Raw genomic sequence first — 13226 nt, 5'->3', positions numbered from 1 at the left:
AGCGGCCGAGAGGGCGGCAGCGGAGAAGGCGGCCGCGGACCAAGCAGCGGCCGAGAGGGCGGCAGCGGACAAGGCGGCCGCGGACCAAGCAGCGGCCGAGAGGGCGGCAGCGGAGAAGGCGGCCGCGGACCAAGCAGCGGCCGAGAGGGCGGCAGCCGACGAGCCAGCTCGCGGCCGCGTGAAATTGGCGGACACCGTACGGCCCAAGTACGCGAAGATCCGGCCGGATCAGTGGGGCGCTCTTGACCGCATCGCGCGGGAGCTGATGGACGCCAGAACTCGGATCGGCGGCCCGCGGATCACCTCGAACACGCTCATCCGGATTGCGATTGACGCGCTCGTGGCCACGGAGGGATCACTCACTGGCAACCACGAGACAGAAGTACGAGCCCGGTACTTCAAGGAACTTGGGATCCGGAACTCTCAGATCCCCGGAGATCAAGACTCTTGAAGTCTTGAAGTTCAAAGTGAGCGACCCCGGACGCCTCCACAGCAAACCCGGGGCCGCCACTCACTACGAGGAGGGACACTCCCCATGCACTACGGTACGGCCCGAAATGCCGCCCGAGCCACAGCCGCCCAGAATGACCGGAAGTCCGTCGGGGGCGCCCGATGAGTGCACTGACCAGCGCCGCCGCGTGGGTACAGCAGTACCCCGTCCTCAGCCTTGCCGGGGCTGCGGTCGCCGTCGTCCTTCCCCTTCTGGCCGTCCTCAGCCTCAGGGGCCGGGACAAGACGGAGCAGCGCAAGTTCTCCGCCGGTACGATCGCGGCCGCAGTCGCGTTCCTGGTCTGCACCTCCGTCAGCCTCAACACCAGCTATCGGTTCACCTTGGACGGGCTCGATATGCAGGGGACGGCCGAGCGGCTGCTGTCCTGCGCGGCGTTCGAGTCCCTGATTGCGATGTGCGTACTCGGTGCCCGCGAGCGTCTGGCGAGCAAGGCCGGATCACCCGGTTGGTACGGCAGCGCGGTTTGGATCTTCGCGGGCCTGTCGGCGGTCCCGGCCTGGCACGAGGGCGGGGGACTGGGAACCGGCACGATCGTCCGCATCATCGTCGGCTCCTTCGGTGCCGCCCTGTCGGCACACGCCGCACTCGGTCTCGAACTGCGGCACCGGTCGGGTGATGAGTCCCAGTCCCCGATGGCACAGATCGCGCGTGATCTGCGCGAGCGGCTGATGTCGCTGCTGGGCCTGTCGCAGCGCAACCGGACCGCCCAGGAGATCACCAGGGACCGGGCCCTGTCCCGGGCGGTGGTCCTGGCGGACCGGTACGACCGCATCACGGATGCCGACCTGGAGAAGCGGGGCGCCCGGCGGCTCAGCGCGAGACTGGCGAACGCCATGGACGGGGCCGGCATCGCCGACGACCCCGACCGGCACCGCGAGTTCACGGCGCGGCTGGCCCTGCGCCGATCCACCCGCAGCCTGCGGGAGCTCACCCTTTCCTCACCGTGGGACACGGCCGACGACGCGGCACAGACGGCCGGCCTGGACGCCATGGGCGAGCAGATCCGGCACATCGAGGCACTGGCCGACGAGACCGAACGGGCGGTACTGGCACACCGTCCGGGCGCGCACACTGCACCGTCCGGCGCCCCCGGCACACCGGCACACACCACGGCCGCCGTAGCCGTCGGCACAATCGACGCCAGCGCGGCCGAGTGTGTCGACGACGCCGAGGCATACGAGGACATCCCGGAGCAGGCGTCCGGGAAGGCGGCGGCGGCACACGGTGTGCCGAGTGCGCGGGTGACCGCGCGTGTGCCGGATCAGCCCGGCCAGGAGCGGCACACATTCGCTCCGGAGGACACGGCACATGGCCTGGACCTCAGGGGCTACGCGACCAAGCGGGCCGCCCTGGAAGCCCTGTATGTGGTGCGTGTGCGGGCCGGGGATCAGCGGACGACCAACGCCATCACCGAGAACCTGTTGGCGGAGATGGCACAGGCCGGCATCACCCTCGATCGCGGGTCCGCGTGCCGAGCCATCGGCGAACTGCGCGGCACAAGGTCTGTACGCCGGGTCTCCGCCGCCGCGTGACCGGCACATCCGGGGGGCGGATCAGCGGTCCGCCCCCCGGCCCCGCCTGGCACACCGGGTGTGCCGATGACCGGAGATCGAAGGGACCACGATGACGACCAGGACGAGGATCAGCACACCGGCCGCGTTAGTACCGGCACCGCGGAACAGCGCCGACGTGCCACCAGTGCGGACTGTGCCGCCTGTGCCACCGGCGGAACGTGCCGCCGAGTTCGCCGACCGGTTGGCCGCCGCCGAGGAGCGGGTACGGCGTGCGATGGAACTGCGGTCCGCCGTCGAGGCGGCACACGCCGAGGCGGACCAGGCCCGGGGCGAGGCCGAGCGGGCGCGTGCCGAGGCGGCCACAGCCCAGGAGGAGGCGGCACACTGCCGGGCCCGGACCGAGGCGGCACAGCGACAGGCGGAGGACGCACACCGCGAGGTGGCACAGGCCGTAGAGGAGGCCCGCAGCGCGTGTGCCGCCGCCGACGCGGCACACGCCGAGGCGGTGGCAGCCCGTCAGGAGACGGACGCCGCCCGGCAAGAGGCACACACAGCACAAGAGGCCCAGCGGCTCGCCGAGGGCGCCCGGTCGGCGGCGATGCAGCTCGCCGAGCAGGCACAGCACACGGCCCGCATCGCCCAGAGCGAGGCCGGAACGGTCCGGCAGCAGCTCGCCGAGCTGCGGGAGGCGTACCGCCGGATCGAGACGGCACACAGCGGATGCGACCAGACCCGGCACACGGCCGAGGGCGCCCGGTCGGCGGCGATGCAGCTCGCCGAGCAGGCACAGCACACGGCCCGTACGGCGCACGCCGAGGCGGAGACCGCTAGGCGCGAGAGCGCCGAGGCACACCAGCGCGAGCAGACCGCCGCCGAGCGTGCCGCAGCAAGCGAGCTCCAGGCGCAGGACGACCGGAAGGCGCTCGCCGTGGCACACGGTCAGATCCAGGCGGTACAGACGGCACAGGCCGAAGCCGAGGAGCGGGCCGAGTGTGCCGCACGGGCGTGTGCCGAGGCACATCCCCAGCGGACTGCTCCTGTGCCGGCCAAGCCCACCACGGGCCGCCGGTCGGTCGTGGGGGGCACGAAGAGGCGCGGCAAGCGCCGGTGACGTACCAGCTTGAGTACCGACGAAGGGGCCGACCCGTCCGGGTCGGCCCCTTCTGCTCTCTGGGCTCAAGCGTCGAGGTGGCCGGCTTTCACGGCGGCGATGAAGCTTGCGAAGTCGCCGGCCGTGAAGGCGAGGGCCGGGCCGCCGGTGTCCTTGGAATCCCGGACGCCCACGACGCCGCCAGGCGCTAGAGCGATCTCGATGCATTCGCCGTTGGCACTGCTGGCGGTGGACTTGAACCAGTTCAGGGACGCGGGGTCTGTAATGGTGGGCGGGGTTCGGGGGGTCATCACTGTGTCTCCTTTGCGGCGATGAGGTCACGCAGCAACGCTGCGGATTCGTACTCATCGAGGGCGACCGCTCTCATACGGTCGAAATCATGGATCAGTTGTCGAACCGGTTCATCCCGCTCGACGAACAGCGCCCCGCCTCGCCCGTCCACGTACCCGACCCGCGGGTCGGACGGCCCGAATTCCAGGATCGAGAACGATCCGGCGAGGCCAGGATGCGCGCCCTTGGCGAGCGGACATACCTGAATGGTGATGTTGGGTCGCTCCGCCGCCGCGATCAGCGCCTGTACCTGCGCACGCATCACATCCGGGCCACCGACCGGGCGCAGTAGCGCGCCTTCGTCGATGACCGCCCAGACGTCCAGTGCATCAGGACCGTCGGCAAGGCGTGCTTGGCGCTGCATACGGACGTGTACCAGACGATCGACGTCAGCAGACTGCCGGCGAGCGTCGGAGAGCACAGCACGGGCGTAATCCTCGGTTTGGAGGAGGCCCGGGACGAAGCCCAGTTGCCAGGTCTGCACGCTGCGGGCGTCGGACTCCAGGCCCACGTACACGCCATGTCCGGACGGCAGGACTTGTTCGTACTCCGCCTGCTCCCACCAGCCGGTTTCCGCCGCCTGGCGGTGGATCAGAAGCAGCTGATTCCGGGCTTCATCGTCGGTGACCTTGTACAGATCGAGCAGGCTTCGCAGCTCAATCGCTTTGGCCAGGCCCTTGCCCTTTTCCAGGCGAGAGATTTTGGAGGTGGAGCACTCCAGGTGCCGAGCTGCCGCCGCCTGATCCAGATTGGCCGCCTCGCGCAGCCGCCGCAGTTCGCTACCCAGGCGGCGGCGCCGGACCGTTGGACCGCCCATTTCGCTCATCTGCCGCCCCCTTCGCCGCACCGGTCGTCGTGATGGATTTGCCGGTTGCAAGTCTGCCTCATCCCCAACACCCCGGTCAGCCATGGTCACATCGCCCTTCCGCCCAGTTCTGAGGAGTGAAATCTAGTGATGCACTTGTCTCATGGGATTGCATGACACATTCTAGGAGGGAATCCCGTCACGGGATGTAGCGAGCCGGTCGCGCAATGATCAACGGCCGACGGCCCGCGGAACCCATCAAGGGAGTGCGGACATGTCGCCCATCAGCCGAGGAGCCCAGGACTTAGCCGGCCTGCGATCAAACCCCCGCCGCCGTCTGATGCAGGTTCAGCGGCCTCACGGCAATGACGAGTTCCGCCACCGGGCGGAGGAAGCCCGGTCGTGGGCGGGCCGGTACGCCTCGTATGGATGGCAGGTCACGCCGAGCTGTAATGGCCGCCGGGGCCAGGCGCCGGACGGCCTGTCTCTGCCCCCGTTTCCGTGCCCCCTCCAGGACCTGCATCCCGAGGACTCGCACCGGTGGGAGAAGGAGGCCACCACCAACCCGTACGCCCTGGACGTCCTGTGGGCCGAGCGGGCGGCGTACGGGGTGATCGCACGCGGCGGCGGGACGGCGGTCATCGCCTCAGTAGTGGTTGACGGCCTCACCTGCGATGAAGTGAACGAGCGGCTGGCCGGGGTCGGCATCATCGCTCCCGTCCTGCGTACGGCGACCGTGCGCGAGTTCCGCGTCATCGGGGAACGGGCCACGGTCCTGATCAGCAACGCGCCGCAGCCGCAGCCGCTCCCGCAGGTGCACGGGGTCACCGTCCAGGAATGGCCCCATCCCGTCCCGCTACCCGGCGCGGCCGCGGGCGGACACGTCGAATGGGCCCAGGAGCCCGCCCCTGAGATCCCGCTGCCGCAGGCCGCCGCTGTGATGGTCGCGCTCCGGCCGCCGCCCCGTCCCTGACCCCGCACACGCGCGGTCGAGACGCCCGCGCACGGCACCGCACCCGAGGAGGCCGGGCCCATGACGCCGCCCGCCGCACCCCACGAACTCGGCACCACCCTGCCCGTCGTGCACGATCAACCCCGGCCCCGCCGACGGAGGCGCCCGTCGTCAGCATGTGCCGGCCTGATCCTTCCGCGCGCGACCACCTCACCGGGGCGGGCCCGCCAGCACATCCGGGCGGCGTTGGCCGAGTGGCTGGTCGACGAGGTCGACGCCCGAGGCTGCGAACTGATCGTCAGCGAGCTGGTGACCAACGCGGTCGACCACACCGACACGCCGCTCATCCGCGTGATCTGCCGGTTGCTGGACGATGTGGTGACGCTGACCGTCGCCGCCGAGCGGTCCCACCCGGGCGAGATCCAGGCAACTCGACCGGAGGACGGAGACGACCACGGCCGGGGACTGCTCATCGTGCAGATCACCGCGGACCGGTGGGGAGTGCGTCAGATCGTCGGCGACGGTGTGGCTGTAGCCATCTGGGCGGAGTGCACGGTGTCCGCTCACCGGCAGGGGGCAGCGTGCTGACGCGGACCCACAGCCGGGACGAACGCCGGACACTCATCCTCACTCTGCCGGCACCCGGCACCTACCGGGGCTCGCATGACGCCGTGTCAACGACCGGCAGGCCGATCAAATGCGCACGTCAGGCACTGGACACGCCTCAGGACGCCCTGCGGTGGCTCCTCGACCGGCTCGACCGGATCGCCGCCCAGGCCGATCCCCCGCAGGCCCATCCCATCCGGGGCTGGATCGACGACCCGGGGCAACACAGCACTGTGCTACGGGCCCTTGTCGCTGGCGAAGACGTCGCGGTGTCGCTCTCGCCGGACGGAGACGCGCTTCACCACGTGCTCACCCTCCAACAACCCGCCAACCGGAACGAGGACTGATGTTTGCCATCCAGCCGCCACCCTGCCCCCTGCCAGAACCGGCCGCATCCACGCCCGAGCCCGAGGCGGCACGGTCCGGTGACGAACCCGCCACCCCCGTGGCGTCGGGAACCAACGGATCCCTCCAGCGGCGTGCGGACTGATCCTCACCCCTCCAGCCCCCGTCCCGCCGCCGGCCTCCGGCCCGGCGGGACGGGATGCCGGGGACACCTACCGCCGGCACCGCCTCCCGCCGAGCGCGCGGTGACCCCGCAGCCGCTGCCCGCCCCTCACACCCCCGTTGGGGGCGGGCAGCGGCCCCGATCCACCCGGCAGCACATCCCATCACCCAGGACCAAGGAGATTCCATGCGGATCGCAGCACCCTTCCCACTCCAGACACCGGCCCCCGTCGGAGCCAGGCCCGGCCCCGTACGGCCCTACGCCGTCACCGGCGCCCGCCTCCAAACGGCCGACCCCCAGGCGGTGCCCGACCCCCGGCCGGTGTACGACCCGCGAACCCAGACCGCCGCGTACGCCGACGGGACCCCGTTGACGGCGATGGCGACGAGCAAGAAAACCAACCCCGATGGAGACACCAAAAATCCGCCGCAGCACGACGAGGGCGCCGACCCGGGCGTATTCGAATGAGGACCGTCCTGGTAGTCGACGGCCCCCATGAGGCCGCCACCGACTTAATCGTGCAGGCCCTGACCGACCGGGCTGTGCCCGCTTTCCGCATGGACACCGCGCAGTTCCCGGCCGAGGTGGAGCTCAGCGCCCACCACCGCGGCGGACCCGCAGCGGGCCCGTGGGAAGGCCGGCTGACCACCGCGTGCCGCAGTGTGGACTTGGCCGACATCGGCGCCGTCTACTGGAATCGGCCGCAGCAGTTCGAGTTCCCCGGGCTGTCCGTCGCGGACGAGCACTGGGCGCGCGGCGCGGCCCGGATCGGGCTCGGCGGTGTCCTGACCGGGCTTCCGGTGCCGTGGATGAATCACCCCAGCCGGGCCGCCGCCGCCGAATTCAAGCCCGAACAACTTCGGGTGGCGGCCGCGGCCGGGTTGGACACCCTGCCCACGCTGGTGACCAACAGCGCCGAGGAAGTCCGCCGGTTCGCCAAGGAGGTCGGAGCCCCGCTCATCACCAAGCCGCTGGGCATCCCGTACATCGCGCACACCGGCCAGGTGGAAACGATGTATACCCGCCGCGTCGACCTGGACGAGCTCGACGGGATCGAGACGAGCGCCCACCTGTTCCAGGAGGAAGTTCAGGACAAGGCCTACGAGGTGCGGGTGATCGTCATCGGCGGCGCCTGTCACGGGGTGAGGATCGACGCCGGTAGCACGGCGGCCGGCCTGGACTGGCGGACCGATTACGACGCGCTGACGTACAGCTCGGTGGCCGTCCCTTGCTCCGTCGCCGCCGCGATCCGCACCTACATGAAATGGATGGGGCTCACGTACGCGGCGCACGATTTCGTTGTCCGGACCGATGGCCGCTGGACGTTCTACGAGGCCAATCCGTCCGGGCAGTTCGCATGGCTGAACGAGAAGGTCGAGTTCCCGTTGGCCGACACGATCGCCGACACCCTGAAAGGGTGGTGCACATGAAGTGGCGGCCGCACGCCCGCACCCTGGCCCGCACCTTGCAGGAGTCCGGTGACCTGCACGGCGGCCACTGGCGGCGGGCGCTGGAGCAGACGCCCCGGCACCGGTTCGTCCCCGTCTACTACCAGAATGGCGGCGGCAGCCCGACCGTGTGGCGCCAGAGGACCGCAGCCGACAAAGAGCACTGGCTCACCCCCATTTACGCGAACACCTCCCTGGTCACGCGCCTGGACCCCGCCACGGCAACACCCGTCGAGGACGGCGGCTGGCATGGGGTGCCCACCGCCTCCAGCACGCAGCCCAGCCTCATGGTGCGGATGCTGGAATCCCTGGACATCGGATTCAAAGACACCGTGCTGGAGATCGGGACCGGCACCGGCTACAACGCCGCGTTGATCGCGCACCGGCTCGCCGGCGCCGACCAGCTCACCACCGCCGACATCGACCCCGAGCTGACCGAGGCAGCCCGGTCCAGGCTGGCCAGCCTGGACCGGCCCACCCCCCAGGTGGTGACCTGCGACGCCAGCACCCAGCAGTGGTCACCGCGATCGTTCGACCGGATCATCGCCACGTGCGCGCTGGACCGCATCGGCCCGGACCTGGCCGCGGCACTCGCGCCCGGCGGCCGGATCATCGCCAACGTGATGCCGCCGCTCAGCTCCGGCCTGGCGGTCCTCCACGCCATCGCAGACGGAAGCCTGCAAGGGACGTTCCATTGTGACGGCGGTTCATTCATGCGCGCCCGACACCACCCCACGGGCTACGACACCCCGGCAACCCAGCGCCCACCGGCGTCCGGACAGGGCGGCCCGGCCGGCATCCCCCTGGAAGCGTTCGACTCCCCTCACTTCCTGTTCCTCCTCGCCGCCCATCTCCCCGGCGTCGATCTCGAATACGGCATCGACGACCAGGACCACGCCACCCGCCGGCTGGTCATGCCGGACGGCTCATGGGCAAAGGCGTCCTACCCGCCGTCCGGGGCGGCGGCCTACCAGCAGGCCGCCGACCCGGACCTATGGACCGTCGCCGAGGCGTCATGGCGCTGGTTCGACCAGCACCAGCGCCCGTCATGGGGGCGATTCGGCCTGACCGTCACCCCGGACGGAACACACCGTGTGTGGTTCGAGGACCCCGGGAGCGTTGTGGCGAAGTTCTGAGCGAGCGCCCCACATGGACCGGCCCCGCTACCTTCTGGCAGCGGGGCCGGTCCATGTGTCCATGTGCCGGAGCGAGACCCGAGCTACTACCGGCCCAGCATGGCCCGGCACGAGCGCGCCATATCCCCGCTGATCTGCCCGTACTGCACGCCCATGGAGCACACCAGACCCGGACGTGTGGCCACGTCAGACCGAGGGCGGGCCGCCGGCGCAGCGGTGTGCGCTACCCGGGGCCGGACCGCACGCGGCGTTGGATGCCGCCGCCGCTGCGATTGGCGAGCGGGCTCTACCGCCGCGGTGTAGACCGGCACCACGACCTCCACCCTCCGCACCGCCGCCGGGCGCACCGACGGAACCGACGCTGCCGACGGCGGGGGAGTGGTGGGACCGGCGACGAGCGCCAGTTCCGGCCCGATCCCGTCCGCCGCCGGCAGCAACTCCGGCACCGGCGCCGCCGAGGTCGTCGGCCGTACGGACCCGGCAGGCCGGGGCGCCACGGACGGCCCGACGGTGGCACAGCCACCCGTCATCAGCACCACCACGGCGACTGCCACCGCCCGGACACTCAAGATCATGACGCCACTGTGCCCGACGCCGACCCGCCGTCGACACCCGCCAGGCCGGGCACCACCCACACGAGCGACACGGCCGTATTCTCCGCGTGCGCACGCCAACCGACGGCACCTTGCCACCCGCCCGACGTCAGGCTTCTGTGAGTGAACCCCCTCGCCGCCGCCCGCTACCGTTCTTCCCGGCACCGTACCCAGGGCACGGCGCCGGTGACGGCGCCCGTGCACGGGCCGAGACGGCGAGTGCTTCCGTACGCCGGTGACGTCGGCACCGGCCAGGCGTACACCGGAACATATGAAGGGCAAGACGAAGCTGCTCGCCCCCACGCAGGACAGGTGCGACCTGTGCGGCCGGCTGATCGACCCGAACACCGCCCGGTACGGCGCGGCACGTGACTCCTCCGTCATCCACAACCGCGATCCGCAGATGGACGGCAAACGACTCCTCATCGCCTGCGATGCGGAGCACATGACGACCCTGTGGAATCAGTACCAGCAACGCCCGTACTCCGAGCCGGAACTGTGGGCCGGAAAGATGCAGCGAGTGCTTCGGGACCACCGGCGCGGGCTCGACCAGGCAGCCATGGAACGCGCCACGGGCCTGACGGCCGAGCAGATCACTGCCGCTTTCCTATGGAACAACGCCCGCGCCCTCGCGGGAACCTTCCGGCCCCCTGACCCGACCTGATCATTCCCACCGGCCCGCCCCACGAGCCGACGCCCCTCAGCCTCAATCAGCCCCGTCCGGCAGCGGGTGCGGCGATCGGTACCGTCTTCGGTATTCGGTTGTATTCTCGACGTATGGCAGACACCACGATCAAGATTGACGAAGAAGTCCGCAACCACCTGCGGACGGTCGCTGACGAACGCGGCATAAGCGTTCGGGCCCTGGCAGAGAGGGCCTTGCTGGACCTGCCCACCGAGGCCGACCGCGCCGAGCGGGCCGCCCGGGGCCTGGCCTACGTCCGCGCCCACCTGCGCCCCGACCTCACCGACGACGACGTCACCAGCGCCGAGCAGTGGTTCGACGCCATCGTCGCCGGCACCGTGGGAGAGATTCGTTGATCATCCTGGATCACACCGCCGTGCTGGCACTGGCCCGAGGCCACCGCAGGCTCTCCGGCATCGCAGCCGGCCCGGACGCCGAAGGTCGGCCGCGGGCCTACGTGCCCGCGCTCTGCCTGATCGCGGCCGGCGTCGAAGAGCCCGGACCGCAGTTCACCGCCCACGTCGGCGCGCTGCCCGGCCTGGACTTCCTGCCCCTGGACTTCCCCGCGGCCGTGGCCGTCGAGCAGATCACCGCCGACGGGATCGCCTGGCAGCACGCCCACGCCGTCCACGCCGCCAGCGCCTCCCCCCACACACCCGGCAGCTCCGCGATCCTCACCGCCACCCCCCACGCATACGGCACCACCGGCCTTCGCATCGTGGACATCGGCGCAGGCCGCGACGACCACTGACCGGACATTGCCGATATGAGTCCGCGTACTCATGACGGCTGTCAGCGCCCCCTGGCAAGGTGAGGGCAACCACCATTAAGCGAGGGAGCCTCCCATGAGTGACGTCCAGAGCGCTGACAGCGCGGGTGGCCACCGCTTCGCGCGCCTGTTCGGCACCGCGACAGGCAAGGCCCTGCGCCCGCTGTTCCGGCTGGTAGAACCGCTGGTACGACGCGGATACACCACGTACGCAATCGTGATCGTGAGCCTGATCGTGTGCGCCGTCACAACAGCGGCGGGCTACGGCCTGGCGGCGCTCGCCCCCACGCTGCCGGCACCACTGACGCCGCCGACACTCCTTCTCGGTGCCGTCCTGGCTATCGCAGGGAAGCTCGGCTTCGGCGCTCTCGCCATCACCCTCCCCTTCTGGGCGGTAGGCGGCGCACTGCACAAGGACCGCACGGACCGCACCACCGCGTGACGATTGGCCCTCCTGCCGCCCCCGGCGCTCAAGGATCGCCCGCTCTGCCTTAAGTTCCGCAGAAATCACCTCCCAGCCTCTCCGAGTTGGCGCGGCAGACGACTGCGACGGAGCTCCTTGAGCTCCGGAATGTGGTTATACAGCGTCCCTACCGACACGCCGAGAAGCTTCGCGATGGTGGTCACGCTGTTCTCCGGATTGGGCAGCATGTCCCGGGCGGCACGGATCAACTCCGCATTCACGACGGACGGGCGACCGCCGGTACGGCCGCGGGCGCGGGCGGCGGCCAGGCCCTCATGGGTGCCGGCCACGATGAGCTCGCGGATGAACTCAGCCAGTGCGGCGAAGACGTGGAAGATGAGCCGGCCGCCCGGGGTGGTGGTGTCGAGCAGCTCATGCAGGGACTGGAAGCCGATCTCTCGCGTCCGCAGCTCGGCCACCATGTTGACGAGATCCTGTAGCGACCGGCCGTAGCGGTCCAGACTCGGCACGACCAACGTGTCACCGGGCTGTAGGAAGGCATGACACGCCTTCAGCTCCGGCCGGAGATCGTTCCGCCCGGACTTCTTATCCGCGAAGACCCTGCGGCACCCGGCGCCCATCAGCGCGTCGTACTGCCGGTCCAGATTCTGCGCGCCCGTCGAGACCCGCGCGTACCCGATACGGATCTCAGTGAGTTTCGCGGGTGAGGCCGCGAGAAGGTCGGCAGGCTCCAGGGGCGGATTCATGCCCCAGATCCTCTCAGAAAACGGGGATTGGGCGGTTGTTGACGACCGAGGTATTTGAAGGAGTTTTTGAAGGCGTGTCGCCCTCTTTCGACCCCGCCCGGCGGATCCTCAACAAACGATGGTTTGTTGACGCCCGGGGCACCCCTTCTGACATTCGCATCCCGCCAATACGCGAGATCGTATCGACTTCCCATGGGTGCCATGCCATAGTCACTTCCGTCAGAGTGCAGGGCAGCCAAGGAAGTTGGAGGGGTCACCATGGCGATCCGGATCAAGCTCGGCGACTACCAGCGGGTGACTAACGACGTGCTCGGCCGCGACGCGATCGGCTTTTTTCCGCGCATGACGCAAGGCGAGGCTTTGGAAGCAGGCCGCGGAGTATGGCGGCTCGATACGCGGTTCGCGAGCCGCGAACGCTTCGCGCTCGTTGTCGGCCAAGGGCTCGTTCGCGCGGTTGCCGAGATCACCGCTGTCACTGACTACGACACGGACCGAGGCCGCAAGAAGGCTTTGGAGGTCGACCTACTCGGCCCCGGACACCCGATGTACGACACGTACATCGACCAGCCCGATCCGCTCCCTAACCAGTCGCAGAACAGCATCAAGTACGGCGACCTGCCCGAAGAGATCCCCTTCCGCACTCGCGAGTGTGCATGCGGCTGCGGCGAGTCCACTACCTTCGGCTTCATCCCGGGCCATGAACTACGCGCAATTCAGGCCCGTGTCCGCGAACACTTCGGCGGCTCCGCCCTTGCCTTCATCACCTGGCTAGACACCGAACTCCCGCCCACGTCTGGTGCCGCAGTCTCGGCGTGACCTGAGCGCCGGCACTGCGGCACGGAGGGGCCCAGGATGACCCGGGCCCCTCCGTCGTCGCCCACCCCGACCGCGTGTCATCCGTGCGGATCCCACCCTGAGCGTCGGTTCTCTTCGCTAAGGTTGGGCCTGCGGTCGTTGGACCGTGGGCCCGGCTCGTGGCCCGGTTCGTCTGGCCCAGACCAGACGAGCACACCGAAGGTGCCCCGCGCCGAGCCGCCCTCCACCTCGCATCACCCCTGCTGGCCTCGCTCTTGACGGCCGGTGAATTC

The 13226-nt window shown here is 69.9% G+C and carries 18 protein-coding genes; 14 read left to right on the top strand and 4 right to left on the bottom strand.

The annotated features are described in order from the left end of the window. The 3 genes from C6N31_RS36965 to C6N31_RS36955 all read left to right on the top strand — a co-directional run. Positions 1–451, top strand: a 451-nt coding sequence (locus C6N31_RS36965) for a hypothetical protein (protein WP_198359199.1), incomplete at its 5' end; no start/stop codon positions are given. A gap of 161 nt (positions 452–612) precedes the next feature. Beyond that, entirely contained in the window at positions 613–2043 is a 1431-nt protein-coding gene (locus C6N31_RS36960) for a hypothetical protein (RefSeq protein ID WP_198359198.1), read from the top strand. A gap of 184 nt (positions 2044–2227) precedes the next feature. Beyond that, positions 2228–3136 (top strand): hypothetical protein, encoded by a 909-nt coding sequence (locus C6N31_RS36955; protein WP_198359197.1) that lies wholly within the window; start codon positions 2228–2230, stop codon positions 3134–3136. Between the two features lie 65 nt (positions 3137–3201). On the opposite strand, the gene C6N31_RS36950 is transcribed toward C6N31_RS36955, so the two are convergent. Together C6N31_RS36950 and C6N31_RS36945 are read right to left on the bottom strand one after the other, a co-directional pair. Further along, on the bottom strand, positions 3202–3426 hold the full coding sequence (locus C6N31_RS36950) for a DUF397 domain-containing protein (protein WP_198359196.1): 225 nt from the start codon (positions 3424–3426) through the stop codon (positions 3202–3204). After that, a complete protein-coding gene (locus tag C6N31_RS36945) occupies positions 3426–4292 on the bottom strand; it encodes a helix-turn-helix domain-containing protein (protein ID WP_198359195.1) in 867 nt (288 codons plus the stop codon). Before C6N31_RS36945 ends, C6N31_RS36950 begins: the two co-directional genes overlap by 1 nt. A gap of 319 nt (positions 4293–4611) precedes the next feature. Here C6N31_RS36945 and C6N31_RS36940 point away from each other — a divergent pair, with 319 nt between their 5' ends. The 6 genes from C6N31_RS36940 to C6N31_RS36915 all read left to right on the top strand — a co-directional run bounded on the left by C6N31_RS36940 (position 4612) and on the right by C6N31_RS36915 (position 8921). Further along, positions 4612–5244, top strand: coding sequence for a bifunctional DNA primase/polymerase (locus C6N31_RS36940; protein ID WP_198359194.1), 633 nt, complete (start codon positions 4612–4614; stop codon positions 5242–5244). A gap of 60 nt (positions 5245–5304) precedes the next feature. Next, on the top strand, positions 5305–5811 hold the full coding sequence (locus tag C6N31_RS36935) for an ATP-binding protein (protein ID WP_198359193.1): 507 nt from the start codon (positions 5305–5307) through the stop codon (positions 5809–5811). Positions 5812–5894: 83 nt separating this feature from the next. Further along, positions 5895–6176, top strand: coding sequence for a hypothetical protein (locus C6N31_RS36930; RefSeq protein ID WP_198359192.1), 282 nt, complete (start codon positions 5895–5897; stop codon positions 6174–6176). A 347-nt stretch (positions 6177–6523) separates the two neighbouring features. After that, positions 6524–6805 (top strand): putative ATP-grasp-modified RiPP, encoded by a 282-nt coding sequence (locus C6N31_RS36925; RefSeq protein WP_198359191.1) that lies wholly within the window; start codon positions 6524–6526, stop codon positions 6803–6805. Next, entirely contained in the window at positions 6802–7767 is a 966-nt protein-coding gene (locus C6N31_RS36920) for an MvdC/MvdD family ATP grasp protein (protein WP_198359190.1), read from the top strand. The genes C6N31_RS36925 and C6N31_RS36920 overlap by 4 nt, the downstream gene beginning before the upstream one ends. Continuing rightward, positions 7764–8921 (top strand): methyltransferase domain-containing protein, encoded by a 1158-nt coding sequence (locus tag C6N31_RS36915; RefSeq protein ID WP_198359189.1) that lies wholly within the window; start codon positions 7764–7766, stop codon positions 8919–8921. Before C6N31_RS36920 ends, C6N31_RS36915 begins: the two co-directional genes overlap by 4 nt. Before the next feature lie 86 nt (positions 8922–9007). Here the strand turns inward: C6N31_RS36915 and C6N31_RS36910 are convergent, their stop codons facing one another. Continuing rightward, positions 9008–9496, bottom strand: a complete 489-nt coding sequence (locus C6N31_RS36910; protein ID WP_198359188.1) for a hypothetical protein — start codon at positions 9494–9496, stop codon at positions 9008–9010. Positions 9497–9785: 289 nt separating this feature from the next. Between C6N31_RS36910 and C6N31_RS36905 the strand changes: the two genes are divergently transcribed. The 4 genes from C6N31_RS36905 (at position 9786) to C6N31_RS36890 (ending at position 11410) form a co-directional block, all read left to right on the top strand. Next, positions 9786–10178, top strand: a complete 393-nt coding sequence (locus C6N31_RS36905) for a hypothetical protein (protein ID WP_198359187.1) — start codon at positions 9786–9788, stop codon at positions 10176–10178. Positions 10179–10291: 113 nt separating this feature from the next. After that, positions 10292–10555, top strand: a complete 264-nt coding sequence (locus tag C6N31_RS36900; protein WP_198359186.1) for a hypothetical protein — start codon at positions 10292–10294, stop codon at positions 10553–10555. Beyond that, positions 10552–10950, top strand: a complete 399-nt coding sequence (locus tag C6N31_RS36895; protein ID WP_198359185.1) for a PIN domain-containing protein — start codon at positions 10552–10554, stop codon at positions 10948–10950. Before C6N31_RS36900 ends, C6N31_RS36895 begins: the two co-directional genes overlap by 4 nt. A gap of 94 nt (positions 10951–11044) precedes the next feature. Beyond that, positions 11045–11410: a hypothetical protein gene (locus C6N31_RS36890; protein ID WP_198359184.1), complete on the top strand. Its 366-nt coding sequence runs from the start codon at positions 11045–11047 to the stop codon at positions 11408–11410. Positions 11411–11475: 65 nt separating this feature from the next. On the opposite strand, the gene C6N31_RS36885 is transcribed toward C6N31_RS36890, so the two are convergent. Continuing rightward, positions 11476–12138, bottom strand: a complete 663-nt coding sequence (locus C6N31_RS36885; protein ID WP_198359183.1) for a recombinase family protein — start codon at positions 12136–12138, stop codon at positions 11476–11478. Positions 12139–12396: 258 nt separating this feature from the next. Here C6N31_RS36885 and C6N31_RS36880 point away from each other — a divergent pair, with 258 nt between their 5' ends. Continuing rightward, positions 12397–12954: a hypothetical protein gene (locus C6N31_RS36880; RefSeq protein WP_198359182.1), complete on the top strand. Its 558-nt coding sequence runs from the start codon at positions 12397–12399 to the stop codon at positions 12952–12954. Positions 12955–13226: the final 272 nt, after the last annotated feature.

Source organism: Streptomyces fildesensis (assembly GCF_016107395.1).
Lineage (GTDB): Bacteria > Actinomycetota > Actinomycetes > Streptomycetales > Streptomycetaceae > Actinacidiphila > Actinacidiphila fildesensis.
The sequence above is the reverse complement of the archived record's forward strand: the minus strand, read 5'-3'. Positions and strand labels throughout refer to the sequence as shown.